Genomic DNA, 20,372 nt, shown 5'->3' on the forward strand with positions numbered 1-20,372 from the left:
GAAGCGGCTCAGATGGTGCGCGGCTGACGCGCCGTGGTCCGGCGCAGGGCGAGATGCATGGCGTAGAAGATGGCGATGCCGATCACGCCGCCCGCCACCACATTGAGCAGGCGCGAGCTTTCCAGCAGCAGGCTGCCGCCGAACAGGGTGATGATCAGCGAGTGGCCTGCACAGCGGGCGGCAAAGGCCGGGCGGTATTCGCGGAAGGCAACGATGGTGACCAGGGTCAGCAGGCCGGCCAGATTGATCCAGAAACTGCTGTGCGGCACGATGAACAGCCCGAGCACGATGCCGCTCGGCACGCCGACCAGTGCCCCGAACACCCGGTCGCGGATCTTTTTCGAGGTGCTGTGCAGCTCGCCGGTGATGACGCTGGCGGCTGACCAGATAAACCACTGCCCTTGCGGAATGGCATGACGCTCGAACAGCCAGGCACACAGCCCGACGGCCAGTGCAGCGGCCAGTGCCGGCAGGGTGGCGTCGATGCCATTACCCAGTTTTCTTTCCAGATGATGCCAGCGGCCAAGGTGGCGCCACAGCGACACGCCGGGCTGTCGTGTCAGGCTGCGGTGCAACAGGCTGAGCAGCAGTACCGGCAGCAACCCCCAGGCCAGATAGGGAACCCAGTGCACGGCCTGGGCCCAGCGACCGTTGCCTTGCCAGTGCCCGCCATTTTCGATGGCGCTATACAGCACGGGGATGAAGGTCCAGGTACCGAAGCTGCGCAATACACGATCCCAGCCGGTCAGGCCGAGCAGGAAGATGCCCAGGCCGGCGCACAGTGCGACGAACAGCCAGGGGTGCGGAATGGCCAGAAACAGTGCCAGAAAGCCGCCGATCATGGCCAGGCCGTGTACCAGTACCAGCAGCGGGCCGGAGTGGGTCTCGCGATAGACGATCAGCGCCGAGATGGTGACGACGGAAGCCTGTTGCCAGCCTTCGTCATGGCAGTATTCGGCCAGCAGGAAGAACGGCAGCAGGCACAAGATGGCGGCCAGTATGGAGGTGCCGCGAAACACCTTGTCGAGGCGTTGCGTCACGGGAGAAATCAGGGACGACACGGATAACCTTCGGATTGTGCGATTGTTAGCAATACCTAATATAGCCAGCTTTGTGCTGGCATGCTCTGATCCAGAACAACTCAGGACGGTAATGGCCGATCTGGCGCCAGCGGTTTTCTCCTGTCAAAGCAAATGGCTAGCTCAGCCTCTCAGGCGCACGACACTCGCCCAGAGACCTGTGCCATTCGCACACCATCCAGCTTGAACGCACTGGCATTACCCATACGGCATGATCTACTGCCTTTATTTAGCCATGAGTCTGCGCATGTCATCGACTGCCTTCTCGGACAGCACCGGCCAGCAAGCCGCCGCCGAAGCTGAAGCCCGGTTGTTTTTCTATTGCCAGAAGGCAGTGGACCAGGCGCAGTACGAATGCAAACCGCCGACCTTGTGGGTCGGCGGTTTTGCCTGACGCGCGATAACGCGCAGGCATGAAGGGTCGGTCTTGTGGACCTGGGATTTCTCGGCACCCCGCCGACAACGGGACGGGAGCGACAGGGTGCGGGAAGGTGGCAATTATTGCTGGGGGTTGAGCCAGTTCTCCTTGCCGTGGATTTTGTTGAGGGCCGACAGATAGGCCTTGGCCGAGGCGACGATGATGTCGGTGTCGGCACCCTGGCCGTTGACGATGGTACCGTCGCGCGCCAGACGCACGGTGACTTCACCCTGCGACTCGGTGCCCTTGGTGATGGCGTTGACCGAGTACAGCTGCAGTTCGGTACCGCTGTTGACCACCGATTCGATGGCCTTGAAGGCGGCATCGACCGGGCCGGAACCGCTGCTGACGGCGCGCTTTTCTTCGCCGCCTTCGGCAAAGACGATTTCGGCGCGCGGCTCTTCGCCGGTTTCGGTGCTGACCTTGAGCGAGACGAACTTGAAGTCTTCGCGCTCGACGGCACCGATGCCGTCGGACAACAGGGCATACAGGTCTTCGTCGAATACTTCGCGCTTCTTGTCGGCCAGATCCTTGAAGCGGGCGAAGGCGGCGTTGAGGGCCTCTTCGCTGCCCGGCTCGATGCCGAGTTCAGCCAGTTTGGTCTTGAAGGCGTTGCGGCCGGACAACTTGCCGAGCGTCAGGCGGTTGGCGCTCCAGCCAACGCTTTCGGCCGACATGATTTCGTAGGTTTCGCGGTGCTTGAGTACGCCGTCCTGGTGGATGCCGGATTCGTGGGCAAAGGCATTGGCGCCGACGATGGCCTTGTTCGGCTGTACCGGGTAGCCGGTGATGGTGGACACCAGCTTGGAGGTCGGCACGATCTGGCTGCTGTCGATGGCGGTTTGCAGGCCGAACAGGTCGCTGCGGGTTTTGACCGCCATGACCACTTCTTCCAGGCTGGCATTGCCGGCGCGCTCGCCCAGGCCGTTGATGGTGCACTCGACCTGACGGGCACCCGCTTCGACCGCGGCCAGCGAGTTGGCCACGGCCATGCCGAGGTCGTTGTGGCAGTGGGTGGACCACACCACCTTGTCGGCGCCGGGGACGCGCTCGATCAGGGTGTGCATGCGCTGGTACCACAGCGAGGGGATGGAGTAGCCGACGGTATCGGGTACGTTGATGGTGCGGGCACCGGCCTGGATCACCGCATCAAAGATGCGGACCAGGAAGTCCATGTCGGAGCGCACGGCGTCTTCGGCGGAGAACTCGACATCGTCGGTGTAGTTGCGCGCCTGTTTGACTGCCCGGACCGCGGCCTCGACCACCTGGTCGGGGCTCATGCGCAGCTTTTTCTCCATGTGGATCGGGCTGGTGGCGATGAAGGTGTGGATGCGGCCGCGGTTGGCCGGGCGAATGGCCTCGCCGGCGGCGCGCACGTCATTGTCGTTGGCGCGCGCCAGCGAACAGACGGTCGAATCGCGCACCTGCTCGGCGATGGCGTGGATGGCCTGGGCATCGCCCGGACTGGCGGCGGCAAAGCCGGCCTCGATCACGTCCACCCCGAGCCGCTCCAGCTGGCGCGCGATGCGGATTTTTTCCTCGCGGGTCATGGAAGCGCCCGGGCTTTGTTCGCCGTCGCGCAAGGTGGTGTCGAAAATGATCAGACGATCGCCCATCTTGTGGTTTCTCCCTGTTGCAGCCGACACCGGCGAGACAGCCAGATAGTCGTTGTAATTAAAGGTTCTGCCTTGATTGGCCGCCCATTGCGCCAGCTTGTTGAGCTGGGCGAGCGGCAGGCTGCCACGCTCTCTCCATTTGTAGATTGCAGCACGGGAAACCGGCTCATCGGGAAAGGTTCGGCTCAGGGCTTCGGCCAGGGGGCCGGGTCCACCAAAATCTTCGATCAGTCGCTCGATGTCCAATTGCATGTTTCACTCCGCTGCTTATGTGACTTCAGACTGCCGTTTATCCGACATTACGTCAAATGTTGCTCTGCATGATGGCTAATTTTCTGTGGTAAATTCTGTCACACCGCTCAATATTGGACATATAGTCCAATTCTTAATCCTGGCGCTGCGTATAAAACCCCATTGACATAGCCGCGCTTCTCCCGCAGGCTAAATGCATGGAACCCGTCCGCGCCCAACTGTCCTCTGTCCTCGCCCTGGCCTGCTCGTCAAGCCAGGCGATGTCGCGCGTACTGGCCACCACCACCGAGACCCCCACCACGGCTACCTGAGACGTTGTGGAGGTAGCCAAATGGCTGCCTCCCGACCGGTGATGACCTGCGGCGAGTCAGCCGAACATCACTGACAAGGAGTCGATCATGGTTGTCCCCGCCCCCGCCGTTTCCCCTGTTGCCGCCGTCGAGGCGAGCGAACTCGATGCCCGCGACCACCGACTGCTCGGCCAGCAGCTGGATCTGTTTCATCTGCAGCCGCAGGCCCCCGGCGCGGTGTTCTGGCACCCGCGTGGCTGGACGCTGTTCAATTTGTTGATCGATCACTTGCGCCGACATCAGCAGGCGGCCGGCTATGTCGAGGTCAATACGCCGGATCTGATGGATCTGGCGCTGTGGCAGCAGTCGGGCCACTGGGACAATTTCCGCCAGCACATGTTTACCAGCCTGACGCAGGACGAGCGGCAGATGGCACTCAAGCCGATGAGCTGTCCGGGGGCGGTGCAGCTGTTTGCCCACGGGCTGAAGAGCTGGCGTGATCTGCCGCTGCGCATGGCCGAATTCGGCAAGGTGCATCGCTACGAGCCGTCTGGTGCGCTGATGGGGCTGAAACGCCTGCGCCATTTCACCCAGGATGACGCGCATATTTTCTGCACGCTGGCGCAGATGGATGGCGAGTGTCAGGCAATGATCCAGCTGTTGCTGGCGGTGTATCGGGATTTTGGCTTTGATCAGGTCAGGATCAGGCTGTCGACGCGACCGGCACAGCGCATGGGCAGCGATGCGCTGTGGGACCGTCTGGAGGCAGCCCTGTCCGGCACGCTGCAGGCGCTGGGCGTGGCTTACGAGATGAATCCGGGTGAAGGCGCGTTTTACGGGCCCAAGCTGGAATTCGTGCTGACGGATGCCATCGGGCGCGACTGGCAATGCGGGACGCTGCAGGTGGATTTGATCCTGCCGGAACGGTTTGATCTGGGTTATATCGATGCCCAGGGCGAGCGGGTGCGGCCGGTGATGCTGCATCGTGCGGTGTTCGGCTCGCTGGAGCGCTTCATGGCCGTGTTGCTGGAGCATCATGACGGCACGCTGCCTGGCTGGCTGGCGCCGCTGCAGGCGGTGCTGCTGCCGATCAGCGCCCGGCATGCCGGGCATGCAGCCGGGGTACTGGCCTTGTTGCAGCAACAGGGTCTGCGGGTGGCGCTGGATGCGCGCGCTCAGACCATCGCCCTGCGGGTTCGCGAACACAGTCTGCAACGTATTCCGCTGATGCTGGTGATCGGCGATCAGGAGGTGGCGGACGGCACGCTGGCGGTGCGCTCGTGCCGCGGCGAGCGGCTTGGCGCTCATGCCCCGGCGGCGATTGTCGAATGGTTACGGGCGCACTGACGCAAAAAAAGCCGCCGGCATGGTGCCGGCGGCTTTTCGTGTACAAGGCCGTACTCAGGTGTGCTGTTCGCGCTGGCGACGCAGGCGGCGCAGGGCGGCACCGACATAGCCGGACAGGCCGTAGCAGACGAAGAAGCCGAACAGGACCAGCGGCGGCGAGGCGACCAGCAGCAGGATGACCAGCACCAGCACCATCAGGGCGAAGAAAGGCACTTTGCGGCGCAGGTGGATTTCCTTGAAGCTCCAGAAGCGCACGTTGCTGACCATGGACAGGCCGGCAAAGGCGGTGAAGCCGAGCGTCAGCCAGTCGAGGTATGGCAGGGTGTCGTAGCCGTAGGACAGGCAGATCCACACCAGTCCGGCGACCAGCGCGGCGGCGGCCGGGCTGGGCAGGCCGATGAACCAGCGCTTGTCGACCACGCCGATCATGGTGTTGAAGCGCGCCAAGCGCAGGGCCGCGGAGGCGCAGTAGATGAAGGCGATCATCCAGCCGACCTTGCCCAGGCCGCGCAGTTGCCACTCGTAGGCCACCAGGGCCGGGGCCACGCCGAAGCTGACCATGTCTGACAGGCTGTCAAACTCGGCGCCGAAGGCGCTCTGGCTGTGGGTCAGGCGTGCCACGCGGCCATCCATGCCATCCAGGATCATGGCGAGGAAGATGGCCACCGCCGCATACTCGTAGTTGTGGTTCATGGCCTGCACGATGGCATAGAAGCCGGAGAACAGCGCCGCGAGGGTAAACGAGTTGGGCAGCAGGTAGATGCCCTGGCGGCGCAGCGAACGCTTTTCGCGTCCGCCAGGCAGCATGTCCGGAATGGTCATGGCAGCGTCCGATCAGGCCAGCTTGGCCAGAATGGTGCAGGTGGCCGACACCTTGTCGCCGATGGCGACACAGGGGGTGGCGCTCAGCGGCAGGTAGACGTCGACACGCGAGCCGAAGCGGATGAAACCATAGCGCTGGCCGCGCTTGAGCTGGTCACCGGCACGGGTGTAGCACAGGATGCGACGGGCCACCAGGCCGGCGATCTGCACGAAGGTGATCTCGGTGCCCTGCGGGGTTTTCAGCAGCACGGCGTTGCGCTCGTTTTCCAGCGAGGCCTTGGCCAGCGCGGCATTGAGGAAGGAGCCCGAGTGGTATTCGACCTTCTCCACCGTGCCATCGACCGGGCTGCGGTTGGAGTGCACGTTGAACACGTTCATGAACACGCTGATTTTCAGCGCTTCCTGGTTGCGGTACGGGTCGATGGCCTTCTCGACCACCACGATGCGGCCGTCGGCCGGCGACAGCACGGCCTGCGGATCGGCCGGCACTTCGCGGGCCGGATCGCGGAAGAACTGCAGCACGAACAGGGCGATGATCCACAGCGGCAGCGACCACCAGCCAATCGTCGGGGTCAGGACGGCGGCGACAAGCACCGAGCCGATCAGGAAAGGCCAGCCTTCGCGAGCAATCAGGGGGTGTGGGTAATGCGCGGACATCGAGTCTCCAGTATTCAATGGGGCCAGGGCCCGAAAACAATCGAAGGATTATAACGCCGAGCGCGGCGCTGCGGGGAAAACCGCACAGGTCACGCCGGGGTGGTCTGCCGACAGGATCAACAATGAAAATTCCCCCGCGCCGCACGGCGCGAGGGAACGGGGTCAGGCCGCGACGATCAGTTCTTGCTTTGATCGACCAGCTTGTTCTTGGCGATCCACGGCATCATTTCGCGCAGCTTGCTGCCGACCTGTTCGATCGGGTGGGCGGCATTCAGGCGACGACGCGCGGTCATGGACGGGTAGTTGGTCTTGCCTTCCAGGATGAACATCTTGGCGTATTCGCCGGTCTGGATGCGCTTGAGGGCGTTGCGCATGGCGTCCTTGGTGGCCTCGGTGACCACTTCCGGACCGGTGACGTATTCACCGTACTCGGCGTTGTTGGAGACCGAGTAGTTCATGTTGGCAATGCCGCCTTCGTACATCAGGTCGACGATCAGCTTGAGTTCGTGCAGGCACTCGAAGTAGGCCATTTCCGGGGCATAACCGGCTTCGACCAGGGTCTCGAAACCGGCCTTGACCAGCTCGACCGCGCCACCACAGAGGACGGCCTGTTCGCCGAACAGGTCGGTTTCGGTTTCTTCGCGGAACGAGGTTTCGATCACGCCGCCCTTGGTACCGCCGTTGGCGGCCGCATAGGACAGGGCGACGTCACGGGCCTTGCCGGACTGGTCCTGGTAGACGGCGATCAGGCTCGGTACGCCGCCACCCTTGACGTACTCGGAGCGCACGGTATGGCCCGGGCCTTTCGGCGCGACCATGATCACGTCCAGGTCGGCGCGCGGCACGATCTGGTTGTAGTGCACGTTGAAGCCGTGGGCGAAGGCCAGGGCTGCGCCCTTCTTCAGGTTCGGCTCGATGTCCTTGTAGTAGACGTCCGGCTGCGACTCGTCCGGCAGCAGGATCATGATCACGTCGGCCTTCTTCACTGCCTCGGCGACTTCCTTGACCTTGTGGCCGGCCGCTTCGGCCTTTTTCCACGAGGCGCCATCCTTGCGCAGGCCGACCACGACGTCGACGCCGGAGTCCTTCAGGTTTTGCGCGTGGGCATGGCCTTGCGAGCCATAACCGATGATGGCGACTTTCTTGCCCTTGATGATCGAGAGATCTGCGTCTTTATCGTAGAAAACTTTCATTTTCGATGTCCTTGGTTTTTATTGGTGTGCCCTGACTGCAGCCACTTCAGATTTTCAAAATACGCTCACCACGGCCGATGCCGGAAGCACCGGTGCGAACCGTTTCCAGGATCACTGCACGGTCGACGGCCTCGATAAAGGCATTCAGTTTTTCACTGGTGCCGGTCAGCTCGATGGTGTAGGTCTTGTCGGTCACGTCGATGATGCGGCCGCGGAAGATATCCGCCATGCGCTTCATCTCCTCGCGTTCCTTGCCGGTGGAACGCACCTTGATGAGCATCATTTCGCGCTCGATATGGTCCGATTCGTTGAGGTCGATCACCTTGACCACTTCGATCAGCTTGTTGAGCTGCTTGGTGATCTGTTCGATCACGTCTTCCGAGCCGTGCGTGACGATGGTCATGCGCGACAGGGTCGGGTCTTCGGTGGTGGCGACCGTCAGCGAGTCGATGTTGTAGGCCCGGGCAGAAAACAGCCCGACCACGCGGGACAGTGCGCCCGCTTCATTCTCTAGCAAGATGGAAAGAATATGTCGCATGGTGCCGCCTCAACACATATTGCCGTAGTCACGATTGTTCTCAAACGGGACGTTCTGCACGTCGCGCATGTGCGGCGGCAGATCCATCTGGTTCAGGCCCCTGCCGTTCTGCACCATCGGGAACACGTTTTCCGACTGGTCGGTGATGATGTCGAGGAACACCAGCCGTTCTTTCATGGCGAAGGCTTCGCGCAGCGCCGGTTCGACATCGCCAGGGTGCTCGACGCGCATGCCGACATGGCCATAGGCCTCGGCCAGTTTGACGAAGTCCGGCAGCGCATCCATATAGGTTTCGGAGTAGCGGTTGCCGTAGAACATCTCCTGCCATTGCCGCACCATGCCCAGGTAGCGGTTGTTGAGGTTCACCACCTTGACCGGGATGTGGTACTGCTTGCAGGTCGACAGTTCCTGGATGTTCATCTGGATCGAGGCGTCGCCGGTGACACAGGCCACGGTGGCATACGGGTTGGCCAGCTGGGCGCCCATGGCGGCCGGCAGACCGAAGCCCATGGTGCCGAGGCCCCCGGAGTTGATCCAGCGGCGCGGCTGGTCGAAGTGGTAGTACTGTGCCGCCCACATCTGGTGCTGGCCGACATCGGAGGTGATGAAGGCTTCGCCGCCGGTGACCTCGTACAGCTTCTGCATGACGAATTGCGGCTTGATGAGGGTGTCGGACAGGGCGTACTTCAGACACTCGTGGCTGCGCCAGCTCTCCAGTTGCTTCCACCAGGCCTGCAGGGCGGTGGCATCGAGTGCCAGCCCGCTCTGGCGGATCTGGTCGAGCATGTCGCGCAGCACCAGCTTGACGTCGCCGACGATGGGGATATCCACCTTGACGCGCTTGGCGATCGACGACGGGTCGACGTCGATATGGATGATTTTCTTTGGCTGGGCCAGGAACTGCGATGGCACGCTGATCACCCGGTCGTCGAATCGTGCACCGACGGCGATCAGCACATCACAGTACTGCATGGCCATGTTGGCTTCGTAGGTGCCGTGCATGCCGAGCATGCCGAGGCACTGGCGATCGCTGCCGGGATAGGCGCCGAGGCCCATCAGGGTATTGGTACACGGCAGGCCGAGCGACTGCACCAGCTCGCGCACTTCGGCTGCGGCATTGCCCTGCACCGCGCCTCCGCCGATGTAGATCAGCGGACGCTGGGCGCTGGCCAGCAGGTTGACGGCTTTCTTGATCTGGCCGCTGTGGCCGCGGGTCACCGGCACATAGGAGCGGATGCTCATGCTCTGCGGATAGCTGAAGTCGCCGAGCTGCTGGGTGACGTCCTTGGGGATATCCACCACCACCGGGCCGGGCCGGCCGGACTTGGCCAGGTAAAAGGCCTTCTTGATGGTTTCGGCCAGTTCGGCAATGTCCTTGACCAGGAAATTGTGCTTCACGCATGGCCGGGTAATGCCGACCATGTCGACCTCCTGGAAGGCATCCAGGCCAATGGCCGGGGTGGCCACCTGTCCTGACAACACCACCAGGGGAATGGAATCCATATAAGCCGTGGCAATACCGGTAATGGCGTTGGTCGCGCCAGGGCCGGAAGTTACCAGGGCCACACCCACCTTCTCGCTGGAACGGGAATAGGCATCTGCTGCATGTACTGCTGCCTGTTCGTGCCTGACCAGCACATGCCGGAAATGATTCTGCTTGAAGATGGCATCATATATTTCAATCACCGCGCCGCCGGGGTAGCCGAAAACAAACTCGACTCCTTCTTCCTGCAGGCATCGGACTACAATCTCCGCGCCCGTGATCTGCATTTTCGCCTCTGTAATCTGTTTTTTGTCCCGTTGTTATGTCACTTTGGACATTCTGTATAAAGAATATTCCGCAGTTGTCGTAAGACCTTATCTTATCTGCCAGTCAGCGGCAAGCAATTTTGTGCAGTCGCAAAAACGGCTAAGCCACGGTAAATTCAAGCATTTTTGCGGTGCTGTTTTTGCGTACTCAGCTCTGTTAAGATGCTGTGTTGGCATTATTTATGCACTTCAGAATGGCCACTCCCCCTTCCACGCCTCACCCGGTTGCAAACGTCGTGCTGCGCGCCTGGCAACAGGCGATTTTGGCACTGGACGATGTGCGGGCCGGACAAGACGTGGTTCAGCAGACGCTTGATGACTGGCAGATGTTCTATGATGACGCCATCAAAGATACGTCTGATCCGGTATTTCAGCGTTTATTGCAGCGCAATATCCATCGGACAAAATTTCGCCTGGCGATGAGTCATCTGTTGCCGGATCTGCTGGCCAGGCTGATTCCGCCGCGTGTGGAACCGCTGACGCCCGGTCCGCTGGAAACCTTGCAGCTGCCGGCCGATGCCGGTCCCTGGTATGAATTGCCGGAAGGTCGGGCATTGCTGCGCGAAGTGTTGCGGTTGCTGCCGTCGTCGCAGCGTCAGGCGTTCTGGCTGCTGTCCGTGGAGCGCCTGCCGCTCAGGCTGGCGGCACGGGCCCTGGCTCGCAGCCGCTACGGGGTGCGCAAGGATGCGGCGCGCGCCACGGCGATGCTGGCGACGATTCTGGCGCTGAAGGACGCGGTGGCGGAAACGGACGAGCGCCAGCAGGTGGTCGGGCAGGCATTGCAGGCGCTGGCAGGCTGGCAGGCCGAGTTGGCGACACAGGCCGGACCGGCGCTGACCGCGCCGGTGCCAGGCCGGCGCAAGCTGCCTCGCTGGCGTCTGCTGCCGCTGCGTCACCCGCTGGCGACCCGTCTGGCCGGTCTGGCGTTGCTGGGCAGTCTGGCGCTGGGGGGAGTCTGGCTGCAGCAGTGGCGCAGTGCCAGTGATCCGGCAGAACTGGATGTGCAGATCCTGTCCGGTGAGGTGCCGCTGGGCATCTTGCTGGATCCGCATTTTGCGGAGGCCAGCCATGATTAAGCGTTCTCTGCTGCTGGTCTGGCTGCTCTGGGCCGGCCTCTGTGGCGCCCAGCCGGTATCGCCGCAATGGAGTGAGCTGACCGCCCACCAGCAGACGGTACTGGCACCGGTCAGCAGTGACTGGAACCGTTTTGCCCCGGCGCACAAGCAGCGTCTGCTGGCCATGGTGCCGGCATATGACCGCCTGTCGCCCGCCGCGCAGCAGCGGCTGCAGCGGCGACTCAAGAGCTGGGCGGAACTGCCCGAAGAACAACAGGCGCTGGCGCGTCTGAACTGGCTGAGCCTGCAGGCCATGACGCCGGCACAACGTGCTGATGTCCTGGCGAAACTGCAGGCGACAGCGGCCCCCGGCGCCAGCGCTCCCTGATACAGGATGCAACATGACCGACCAGACTGATCGCCCCGGCCTGAAACGACTGCTGGCCTGCCTGCTGTATGAATGCCTGCTGATGACGGCCTTGTTGCTGACCACTTCGGCGTTGTTCACCGTGCCGATGGTCAAGCTGGGTCAGCCAGCCTGGTTGCGGGCGCTGGAACAATTGACGTTGCTGGCGGTGCTGTTTGCCTACTTTGGTTTGTCCTGGGTGCGCGGCGGGCAGACGGTGGCAATGAAAGCCTGGCGTCTGCAGGTGACGCGGGCGGATGGCGAGGCCCTCGGCTGGCGGCTGGCGATTTTCCGCTTTGCCGTGGCGCTGATTTTGATTGTCGGGGTGCCGATCGCGGCCTATCTCGGTATGGGCGGCGGCAATCCGCATACGGCGCGGCTGGCCTTGCTGTGGTGTGCGGTGCCGTTTGTCTGGCGCTGGTTCGACCCGCAGGGACAGACACTGCATGACCGCCTGTGCGGCACGCGGCTGCGGGTCAAGCCGCGCCGCGCGATACCCGGCGCCTGAGTCTCAGCCGGCCTGCCACACCGGCTGGCCGGCAACCCAGGTGGCGCTGACTGCCCGGTCATCACCCAGCGTCATCAGAATGAACAATGCCTCCTGCAGATCGCGGGCGTGGCTCATGCGGAAGTCGATGAAGGGGGTCGGCTTGCGGTTGAGCACCACCAGGTCTGCCTCCTTCCCTGCTTCCAGTGAACCGAGCCGATGGCCGAGGCCGAGGGCTTCGGCGCCACCGCGCGTGGCCAGATAGAAGGCCTGCGGTGCCGTGAGCGGATAGCCGTTGAGCTGGGCGGCCTGGTAGGCAGCCCCCATGGTACGCAGCATGGAAAAGCTGGTACCGGCGCCGAGGTCGCTAGCCAGACCGACGGCCACCGGGCGCTCGCGCCGCTTGGCTTCGCGAATGTTGAAACAGCCGGAGCCGAGGAAAAAGTTGGAGGTGGGGCAATGCGCCAGCGCACTGCCGCTTTCCGCCAGCATGGCGTATTCGTCTTCGGCCAGATGGATGCCGTGGCCATAGATGGCGCGCGGTCGCAGCAGGCCGTAGCGGCGATAGACATCGGTATAGCTGCTGCACTCGGGGAATAGTTCGCGCATCCAGGCGACTTCGGCCAGGTTTTCCGACAGGTGGGACTGGATGGCGACGTCAGGGTATTCGGCGGCCAGCGCCCCCAGGGCTTCCAGCTGCGCCGGGCTGGAGGTCGGCGCGAATCGCGGGGTGATCACATACTCGGCGCGGCCTCGTCCATGCCAGCGCTCGATCAGGGCCCTGGAGTGGTCATAGGCGCGCTGCGGGCAATCGAGCAGCTCGGCCGGCGCATTGCGGTCCATGCAGACCTTGCCGGCCAGCAGGCGTACGTTGCGGCGCGCGGCCGCCTCGAACAAAGCATCGACGGACTGCGGGTGCACGGTACAGAACACGCTGCTCGTGGTGACGCCATTTCTCAATTGCTCGTCGAGGAACAGTTCGGCCACGCCGCGGGCGTAGTCGGGGTCGGCGAAACGTTGTTCGGTGCAGAAGGTGTAGCGGTGCAGCCAGTCGATCAGTTGCTCGCCGAAGGCGGCGACCATCTCGATCTGGGCGTAGTGCACATGGGTGTCGATGAAGCCCGGCAGGATCAGGGCATCCGGGTAGTGGATGACGACCACCGAGGGGTCCAGCGCCGGCAGCAGTCTGTCGGCCTGGTCGTGCGCCACGATCAGACCGTCTTCCATCAGGACCAGCCCGTCCTGGCAATAGCGCATGGCCTGCTCGGCATCATGCAGGAACGGATCGGCGACGAAGGTCAGGGTCGCGCCACGGATTGCCGTTTTCATCGAACTCCCCAAATCTGGCGGTGATGCAGCGATTATATATCTTCAGATGAAGATATTTCATTAGCTGTGCATGTTACCCTTATCTCCACTCATTTCCAATCACTTGTGAACTCCACTGCCATGCTCGACCACGCAGATCAAATCGACCGCATCGTTGCCCTGTGGCGAAGTGTCCGCCCGGATCTCGACCCCTCCTCGACGGAAGTCATCGGCCGCATTGTGCGGATGGAATATTTCATTACCCGGCGGGTCTTGCAGGATCTGGCACGCTACTCGATCAACGTCGGTGAATTCGACGTCCTGGCCGCGCTGCGCCGCCAGGGAGAGCCTTACCAGCTGTCGCCCAACCAGATGCAGGAGATGGTGCTGATCTCCTCCGGCGCCCTGACCAATCGCATCAATCGGCTGGAAAGTGCCGGGCTGGTGAAGCGTACGCCGGATCAGGATGACCGCCGTGGTGTGAATGTCTCGCTGACCGAAAAGGGCTTCAAGATCATTGAGGAGGCAGCCGGTCATCATCTGGCGGCCGAGGCGGAGCTGGTGGAGATCCTGTCACCGGAAGAGCGTACCCAGCTGGCCGGTCTGCTGAAAAAACTGCTGTCTACCCAGGAAGACTAAGCCGCAGCGAGCCAGAAAAAAAGCCCCGATCCGGGGCTTTTTTCTTGATATGGTGTGATTTTCACCACACTTTGCCATACCGGCGTTTGATCCGCGTCAGTGAGTCATCGCGGCACGCAGGTGGGCGACGATCTGCGCCAGCTCGATGCTGGTGGCGCTGTCGTCACGACGGGCCTGGTACTCGACCTTGCCTTCCTTCAGGCCGCGCTCGCCGATCACCACGCGGTGCGGGATGCCCAGCAGTTCGGAGTCGGCCAGCAGCACGCCCGGACGTTCGTCGCGGTCGTCGAGCAGCACGTCGATGCCCAGGGCGGCCAGTTCGTCATGCAGCTTGTCGGCAGCTTCGCGCACCAGTTCGCTGCGGCCATAGCCCATCGGCACGATGACCACGTTGAACGGTGCCATGGCGTCGGACCAGATGATGCCGCGCTCGTCGAAGTTCTGCTCAATGGCCGCGCCGACGATACGGGTGATGCCAATACCGTAGCAGCCCATTTCCATCACTTTGAGCTTGCCGTCACGGTCGAGGAAGTTGCACCCCATCGGTTCGGCATACTTGGTGCGCAGCTGGAAGATGTGGCCGACTTCGATGCCGCGGCACAGTTGCAGTGTGCCCTTGCCGCACGGCGACGGGTCGCCTTCGACCACGTTGCGCAGATCGGCGACTTCCGGCTCGGCACAGTCGCGGCCAAAGTTGACGCCGGTGAGGTGCTCGTCATCACGGTTGGCACCGGTGATCATGTCGGCCATGGCGGCCACGGTACGGTCGGCGATGACGCGTCCCTTGAAGCCGACCGGACCCAACGAGCCGGGTTCGGCACCGAAGGCGTCGCGGATGGCGGCCGGACTGGCCATGGTCAGCGGCTTCTTGATGCCGGCAATCTTTTCGGCCTTGATCTCGTTGAGTTCGTGGTCACCGCGTACCAGCATCAGTACCGGCTCGCCTTCGGCGCCTTCCACCACCACGGCCTTGACGGTCTGGCGGATGTCGACCTTGAGGAAGTCGACCAGCTGGGCGATGGTCTTGATGGCCGGGGTGCTGACCGACTGCATGGCCGCGCCGGCAGCCGGACGCGGGGTAGCCGGGGCCAGGGCCTCTGCCAGCTCGATGTTGGCGGCGTAGTCAGAGTCCGGGCAGAAGGCGATCAGGTCTTCGCCGGAATCGGCCAGTACCTGGAACTCGTGCGAGCCGGTTCCGCCGATCGAGCCGGTGTCGGCGGCCACGGCGCGCGACTTCAGGCCCAGGCGGCGGAAGATGTTGCTGTAGGCCTGGTACATGGTGTTGTAGGTTTCGACCAGGCTGTCGAAATCGGTATGGAAGGAATAGGCATCCTTCATGATGAATTCGCGCGAGCGCATGACGCCGAAACGCGGACGCACTTCGTCGCGGAACTTGGTCTGGATCTGGTAGAAGTTTTTCGGCAGCTGTTTGTAGCTGTTGATTTCCTTGCGCACGATGTCGGTGATGACTTCCTCGTGGGTCGGACCGAAGCAGAAATCACGCTCGTGGCGGTCCTTCATGCGCAGCAGTTCCTTGCCATAGAACTCCCAGCGGCCGGACTCCTGCCACAGTTCGGCCGGCTGCACGTTGTTCATCAGCAGTTCGATGGAACCGGCGCGGTTCATTTCCTCACGCACAATGTTTTCGACCTTGCGCAATACCCGCAGGCCCATCGGCATCCAGGAGTACAGACCGGAAGCCAGGCGCTTGATCAGGCCGGCACGCAACATGAGTTTGTGGCTGGGAAGTTCGGCTTCGGCCGGGGCTTCCTTGAGGGTGGAAATGAAAAACTGCGCAGCACGCATGGAGAACGTCCTTGAAAATTCGGCAAAATATAGTCGATTGTACCGTTTTGCCGCGCCGGTTGGAACCTCGGCCCCAGGCTGTTTCGCGCCGGCAGTGTCGCCTATGACTGACAAAATGCGCTATACCAACAACGGGATTTCCGGTTTATTTTTGCCGTGAAGGAGTCGCTTCAGGTAAGCTGCGCGCATGCCAAATGCTTCTGCAGTCCTGACTTGGGCCTGTCTGCACACGATCTGCGCCGTCGGCCAACCCCGTCAATCACTGAAAAATCACACTCATCATCAACATGCAGCAACATCATAAAAACAGCATGGCGGCCACGACGCTGGGCGCCATCGGCGTGGTATACGGTGACATCGGTACCAGCCCGCTTTATACCCTGAGCGTCTGCTTTTCGATCACCAGTCTGGCGCCGACTCATGCCAATACGCTGGGTATTCTGTCGCTGATCTTCTGGGCCATCCTGCTGGTGGTCACCATCAAGTATGTGGCCTTCATTCTGCGTGCCGACAACAATGGCGAAGGCGGCATCATGGTGCTGATGGCGCTGGCGCGGCGTTATCTGAACGGCAATGCCAAGAAGCGCATCGTGGTGCTCGGCCTGTTCGGCGCGGCGCTGTTCTATGGCGATGCCATCATCACGCCGGCGGTATCGGTGTTGTCGGCCAGTGAGGGCCTGAAGGTGCTGAGCCCGGCGATGGCGGAGTTCGTGCTGCCGATGGCGGTGGCGGTGCTGATCGGCCTGTTCCTGCTGCAGCGCTTCGGCACGGCCAGTGTCGGCCGCCTGTTCGGCCCGGTGATGGTGGTGTGGTTCCTGGTGATCGGTCTGCTCGGCCTGCACAGCATCGTGCAAAGTCCGCAGGTTCTGGCGGCGGTCAACCCCTGGTATGGGCTGCAATTCCTGCTGACGCACGGTTACGGGGCCTTCCTGACGCTGGGCGCGGTGGTGCTGGCGCTGACCGGTGGCGAGGCGCTGTATGCCGACATGGGCCACTTCGGCCGCAAGCCGATCCAGCATGCCTGGTTCTGCCTGGTGCTGCCGGCGCTGGTGCTGAATTATTTCGGCCAGGGCGCCCTGCTGCTGCGTCATGCCGAAGCCGTGGCCAATCCGTTCTTCATTCTGGCGCCGAAGTGGGCCCTGCTGCCGCTGATCATCCTGGCCACCATGGCGACGGTGATTGCTTCGCAGGCGGTGATTTCCGGCGCCTACTCGCTGACACGTCAGGCGATCCAGCTGGGCTACTGCCCGCGCATGACCATTCTGCATACTTCGGCGCGCGAGATCGGCCAGATCTATCTGCCGTTCGTCACCTGGGCGCTGCTGGTGGCAGTGCTGGTGGTCACGGTGTCGTTCGGCTCCTCCGAGAGCCTGGCGGCGGCCTACGGCATTGCCGTGACCGGCACCATGGTGATCACGACCCTGCTGTTCTTCGTGGTGGCACGGGTGAACTGGCGCTGGCCGCTGCCGCTGGCGCTGGGTATTACCGGGGTGTTCATGGTGCTGGACTTCACCTTCTTCAGCGCCAACCTGCTCAAGCTGCTGCATGGCGGCTGGCTGCCACTGACGATCGGCCTGATCGTGTTCCTGGTGATGAATACCTGGAAGCTCGGGCGCGAGCTGCTGTTCCAGCGCATTCAGGAGCATGCCCTGCCGCTGGAAGAATTCATTGAGAACATCGAACACTACCCGCCGACCCGGGTGCAGGGCACGGCGGTGTTCCTGACCGGGACCACCCATGGTGTGCCGCATGCCCTGCTGCACAATCTCAAGCACAACAAGGTGCTGCATGAGCGTGTGGTGCTGATGACCATCAGCACCGAGGACATTCCCTATGTCACCAACCGGGTGGAAATCAGCCAGCTGTCGAACAGTTTCTGGCGCGTGGTCGCGCATTACGGCTTCATGGAGACCCCGGATATCGACGATATTGTCGAGGCCGGCAAGAAGCACCATCTCGAGTTCGACCTGATGGACACCTCGTTCTTCCTGTCGCGCGAGACGCTGATTTCGACCGATCGTCCGGGCATGCCACGCTGGCGCGAAAAGCTGTTCCTGTGGATGAGCAAGAATGCCTTGCGCGCCACCGATTTCTTCCAGATTCCGACCAACCGCGTGGTCGAGCTGGGGGCACAGATCGAGCTGTAAGCCTCTGCGCTGTATTGCAGAAGGCCTGTGCACACCATGCACAGGCCTTTTTTCATGCCTGTTGCGCGCCGATGGGCAAGCTGGCCCGGAGGCGCGACCAGTCGAAGTATGGGCCGGGATCGGTCTTGCGGCCCGGGGCGATGTCGGCGTGCCCAGTGACGGCCTTGAGGGGCAGGCAGGTGAACAACAGGCTGGCCAGCTCGCTCAGGCAGGCGTATTGCGCCTCGGTGAACGGTTCGAAGTCCGAGCCTTCCAGTTCGATGCCCAGCGAGAAGTCATTGCAGCCTTCCCTGCCCTGCCAGCTGGAGACGCCGGCATGCCAGGCGCGCGACTGTACCGGCACGAACTGCAGCAGCTGGCCATCGCGACGGATAAAGAAGTGGGCCGAGACTTTCAGGTGAGCAATGTCGGCATAGTAGGGGTGGGCCTGCGGGTCGAGGGTGTTGGTGAACAGTTGCTCCACGCCCGGTCCGCCGTACTGGTTGGGCGGCAGGCTGATGTTGTGGATCACCAGCAGTTCGATGGCCGTGCCCGCCGGCCGGTCATTGCAGTTGGGCGAAACGATGTGGCGGGCGGGTTCGACCCAGCCCCCGGCGTTGAGGGACAGCATGCTTGATCACCGTGCTTGGAGGAATTTGCCTATTTTAGGGCAGTTGCCCCGATCTGCTCGTGCTATTCTGAACATCCCAAATAAATACACCCGGCTTGAGCAAGATCGAATGACGGTCATGCCGATAGCTGCATACTGCTGCATACCAAACGCATTGCTGGAGAAAGAATCATGCCGACCCTCGAGAGTCTGACCCACCCGGCGCCATCCTTTGACCAACCGCTGGACATGCTGCTGGCCTGTCATGACCAGATCCGCCGTTTCTGTGATTTGCTGGACAAGCTGGTACCGCATATCAGCGAGCATGGCGTGGATGACGCCGCGCGTTCCACCATCGAATCCATCGTGCGCTATTTCGATGTGGCCGGACCCTCGCACCATGCGGATGAAGAGGACGAGCTGTTTCCGATTCTCGAGGCACGCGTGCCGTCGGCGCCGCCCAAGCTGGAGCAGCTGAGCGCCGAGCACGGCTATCTGCATTCGCGCTGGAATGCCATCCGCGATGATCTGCTGGCATTGAAGAATGGCGATATCTCGGTGATCAGCCGCATCGAGATCGAGGAGTTCGTGCGCCAGTACCGCATGCATGCCGCGATTGAGGAAGCCTGGCTGATTCCGACCGCCGACAAGGTGATGACCGAAGAGGAAAAGCGTGAAGCCGGCAAGCATATGGCCGCCAAACGCACGCCGTCGCTGTAGTCCCGCGCGCCGGTCAACAAAAAAGCCGCCTGTCCGGGCGGCTTTTGTTTTGCGGTGACGCGCGCGGCCGTCTCAGGCCGTCAGTTCCATCAGGGCATTGAAGGAGTCGACGAACATCTTCAGGCCATCTTGCTGCAGCTTTTCACCCACGGCATCCAGGTCGATGCCGGCGGCCATGATGCCGGCCAGCACTTCGCGGGCCGCTTCCGGTTCCTGACGCAGCGTCGCGGCGGCTTCGCCATGGTCGCGGAACTTGTCCAGCGTGGCATCCGGCACGGTGTTGATGGTTTCGGCACCGATCAGGCTTTCAACATACAGCACATCGGAGTAAGCCGGGTTCTTGGTGCCGGTCGAGGCCCACAGCAGGTATTGCGGACGGCCCCCGGCACGCGCCAGCTCGGCGAACTCGGCGCCGTGGAAGCGTTCGGTATAGCGCGCATAGGCGGCCTTGGACAGGGCGATGGCACCCTTGCCCTGCAGGGCCGGCGGCAGTTGCGGGTCAAGCAGCGAATCGACGCGCGACAGGAAGAAGCTGGCCACGGCCTTGACGTGTGCCAGTGCATGGCCATCGCCATGGCGCGCGCTCAGGCCGGCGATGTAGGCATCCCACACGGCTTCGACCTGCTTGAGGCTGAACAGCAGGGTGATGTTGACGTTGATGCCTTCGCGGATCAGGACGCCGAAGGCTTCGATCCCGGCCGGGGTGGCCGGAATCTTGATCATCAGGTTGGGACGGCCGACCGATTGCCACAGGTCGCGGGCCGACTGCAGGGTACCTTCCACGTCGTTGGCCAGCAGGGGCGAAACCTCCAGGCTGACGTAGCCGTCGTCTCGCTCGCTTTGCTGGTACACCGGCAACATCATGTCGCAGGCGGTGCGCACATCGGGAATCACCAGTTCTTCGTATGTTTTTTCCGCGCCCATGCCACGTGCCTTGAGGGCAACCAGATCGTCGCGGTAGCGCGGATCGGTGCTGATGGCCTTGTGGAAAATGGTCGGATTGGAGGTCACGCCAGCAATGCCGTCCTGTTTGATCAGGCGCGCCAGTTCACCGGAAAAAAGCAGTTCGCGGGAGAGGTTGTCGAGCCAGATACGCTGGCCAAATGGGCGGATGGCTTGCAAACGATTCATGGTGTGATCCGATAAAGCGAGGGGAAAACTGCATCGTAGCGCCAGACGGCGCGCAAGCCAAGT

18 protein-coding genes and 1 pseudogene are annotated in these 20,372 nt (G+C 62.4%); 8 read left to right on the plus strand and 11 right to left on the minus strand.

Translation table 11 applies throughout. From position 1 onward, the window contains the following. Positions 1-8: 8 nt before the first annotated feature. Positions 9-1,061: an FUSC family protein gene (locus JNO51_RS15870; RefSeq protein ID WP_215779213.1), complete on the minus strand. Its 1,053-nt coding sequence runs from the start codon at positions 1,059-1,061 to the stop codon at positions 9-11. 265 nt (positions 1,062-1,326) lie between these two features. Here JNO51_RS15870 and JNO51_RS15875 point away from each other — a divergent pair, with 265 nt between their 5' ends. Then, complete coding sequence (locus JNO51_RS15875; protein ID WP_215779215.1) at positions 1,327-1,473, plus strand: hypothetical protein; 147 nt, start codon at positions 1,327-1,329, stop codon at positions 1,471-1,473. A 104-nt stretch (positions 1,474-1,577) separates the two neighbouring features. Here JNO51_RS15875 and JNO51_RS15880 read toward each other — a convergent pair whose 3' ends face one another. Further along, entirely contained in the window at positions 1,578-3,365 is a 1,788-nt protein-coding gene (locus tag JNO51_RS15880; RefSeq protein ID WP_215779217.1) for a 2-isopropylmalate synthase, read from the minus strand. 398 nt (positions 3,366-3,763) lie between these two features. Between JNO51_RS15880 and thrS the strand changes: the two genes are divergently transcribed. After that, positions 3,764-5,002: a threonine--tRNA ligase gene (thrS, locus tag JNO51_RS15885; protein WP_215779219.1), complete on the plus strand. Its 1,239-nt coding sequence runs from the start codon at positions 3,764-3,766 to the stop codon at positions 5,000-5,002. A 54-nt stretch (positions 5,003-5,056) separates the two neighbouring features. On the opposite strand, the gene pssA is transcribed toward thrS, so the two are convergent. From pssA to ilvB, 5 genes and pseudogenes are all read right to left on the minus strand, one after another. Next, positions 5,057-5,824: a CDP-diacylglycerol--serine O-phosphatidyltransferase gene (gene pssA / locus JNO51_RS15890; protein WP_371822852.1), complete on the minus strand. Its 768-nt coding sequence runs from the start codon at positions 5,822-5,824 to the stop codon at positions 5,057-5,059. Between the two features lie 18 nt (positions 5,825-5,842). Beyond that, a pseudogene (locus tag JNO51_RS15895) lies at positions 5,843-6,481 on the minus strand (phosphatidylserine decarboxylase); the annotation flags it as partial. A 176-nt stretch (positions 6,482-6,657) separates the two neighbouring features. Then, on the minus strand, positions 6,658-7,674 hold the full coding sequence (gene ilvC, locus JNO51_RS15900; RefSeq protein WP_215779224.1) for a ketol-acid reductoisomerase: 1,017 nt from the start codon (positions 7,672-7,674) through the stop codon (positions 6,658-6,660). 46 nt (positions 7,675-7,720) lie between these two features. Then, entirely contained in the window at positions 7,721-8,212 is a 492-nt protein-coding gene (gene ilvN / locus JNO51_RS15905; RefSeq protein WP_215779231.1) for an acetolactate synthase small subunit, read from the minus strand. Between the two features lie 9 nt (positions 8,213-8,221). After that, on the minus strand, positions 8,222-9,982 hold the full coding sequence (ilvB, locus tag JNO51_RS15910; RefSeq protein WP_215779232.1) for a biosynthetic-type acetolactate synthase large subunit: 1,761 nt from the start codon (positions 9,980-9,982) through the stop codon (positions 8,222-8,224). A gap of 233 nt (positions 9,983-10,215) precedes the next feature. Here ilvB and JNO51_RS15915 point away from each other — a divergent pair, with 233 nt between their 5' ends. Genes JNO51_RS15915 through JNO51_RS15925 form a run of 3 tightly spaced genes read left to right on the plus strand, consistent with a single transcriptional unit; the run spans position 10,216 to position 11,990 of the window. Continuing rightward, a complete protein-coding gene (locus JNO51_RS15915) occupies positions 10,216-11,097 on the plus strand; it encodes a hypothetical protein (protein ID WP_215779233.1) in 882 nt (293 codons plus the stop codon). Continuing rightward, complete coding sequence (locus JNO51_RS15920; protein ID WP_215779235.1) at positions 11,090-11,464, plus strand: DUF3106 domain-containing protein; 375 nt, start codon at positions 11,090-11,092, stop codon at positions 11,462-11,464. Before JNO51_RS15915 ends, JNO51_RS15920 begins: the two co-directional genes overlap by 8 nt. Positions 11,465-11,477: 13 nt before the next feature. Further along, on the plus strand, positions 11,478-11,990 hold the full coding sequence (locus JNO51_RS15925) for an RDD family protein (RefSeq protein ID WP_215779237.1): 513 nt from the start codon (positions 11,478-11,480) through the stop codon (positions 11,988-11,990). Positions 11,991-11,993: 3 nt separating this feature from the next. Here the strand turns inward: JNO51_RS15925 and guaD are convergent, their stop codons facing one another. Then, positions 11,994-13,298 (minus strand): guanine deaminase, encoded by a 1,305-nt coding sequence (gene guaD / locus JNO51_RS15930; RefSeq protein WP_215779240.1) that lies wholly within the window; start codon positions 13,296-13,298, stop codon positions 11,994-11,996. Positions 13,299-13,418: 120 nt separating this feature from the next. On the opposite strand from guaD, the gene JNO51_RS15935 reads away from it, so the two are divergent. Then, a complete protein-coding gene (locus JNO51_RS15935) occupies positions 13,419-13,916 on the plus strand; it encodes a MarR family winged helix-turn-helix transcriptional regulator (protein WP_215779242.1) in 498 nt (165 codons plus the stop codon). 96 nt (positions 13,917-14,012) lie between these two features. Here JNO51_RS15935 and JNO51_RS15940 read toward each other — a convergent pair whose 3' ends face one another. Further along, on the minus strand, positions 14,013-15,722 hold the full coding sequence (locus tag JNO51_RS15940; protein WP_215779245.1) for a proline--tRNA ligase: 1,710 nt from the start codon (positions 15,720-15,722) through the stop codon (positions 14,013-14,015). Between the two features lie 287 nt (positions 15,723-16,009). Between JNO51_RS15940 and JNO51_RS15945 the strand changes: the two genes are divergently transcribed. Continuing rightward, entirely contained in the window at positions 16,010-17,869 is a 1,860-nt protein-coding gene (locus JNO51_RS15945; protein WP_215779248.1) for a potassium transporter Kup, read from the plus strand. Positions 17,870-17,921: 52 nt separating this feature from the next. On the opposite strand, the gene ampD is transcribed toward JNO51_RS15945, so the two are convergent. Then, positions 17,922-18,479 (minus strand): 1,6-anhydro-N-acetylmuramyl-L-alanine amidase AmpD, encoded by a 558-nt coding sequence (gene ampD / locus JNO51_RS15950; RefSeq protein ID WP_215779250.1) that lies wholly within the window; start codon positions 18,477-18,479, stop codon positions 17,922-17,924. A 171-nt stretch (positions 18,480-18,650) separates the two neighbouring features. On the opposite strand from ampD, the gene JNO51_RS15955 reads away from it, so the two are divergent. Beyond that, positions 18,651-19,178: a hemerythrin domain-containing protein gene (locus JNO51_RS15955; protein WP_215779252.1), complete on the plus strand. Its 528-nt coding sequence runs from the start codon at positions 18,651-18,653 to the stop codon at positions 19,176-19,178. A gap of 72 nt (positions 19,179-19,250) precedes the next feature. Here JNO51_RS15955 and tal read toward each other — a convergent pair whose 3' ends face one another. After that, positions 19,251-20,309: a transaldolase gene (gene tal / locus JNO51_RS15960; RefSeq protein ID WP_215779254.1), complete on the minus strand. Its 1,059-nt coding sequence runs from the start codon at positions 20,307-20,309 to the stop codon at positions 19,251-19,253. Positions 20,310-20,372: the final 63 nt, after the last annotated feature.

It is taken from the genome of Paludibacterium sp. B53371 (genome assembly GCF_018802765.1).
Lineage (GTDB): Bacteria > Pseudomonadota > Gammaproteobacteria > Burkholderiales > Chromobacteriaceae > Paludibacterium.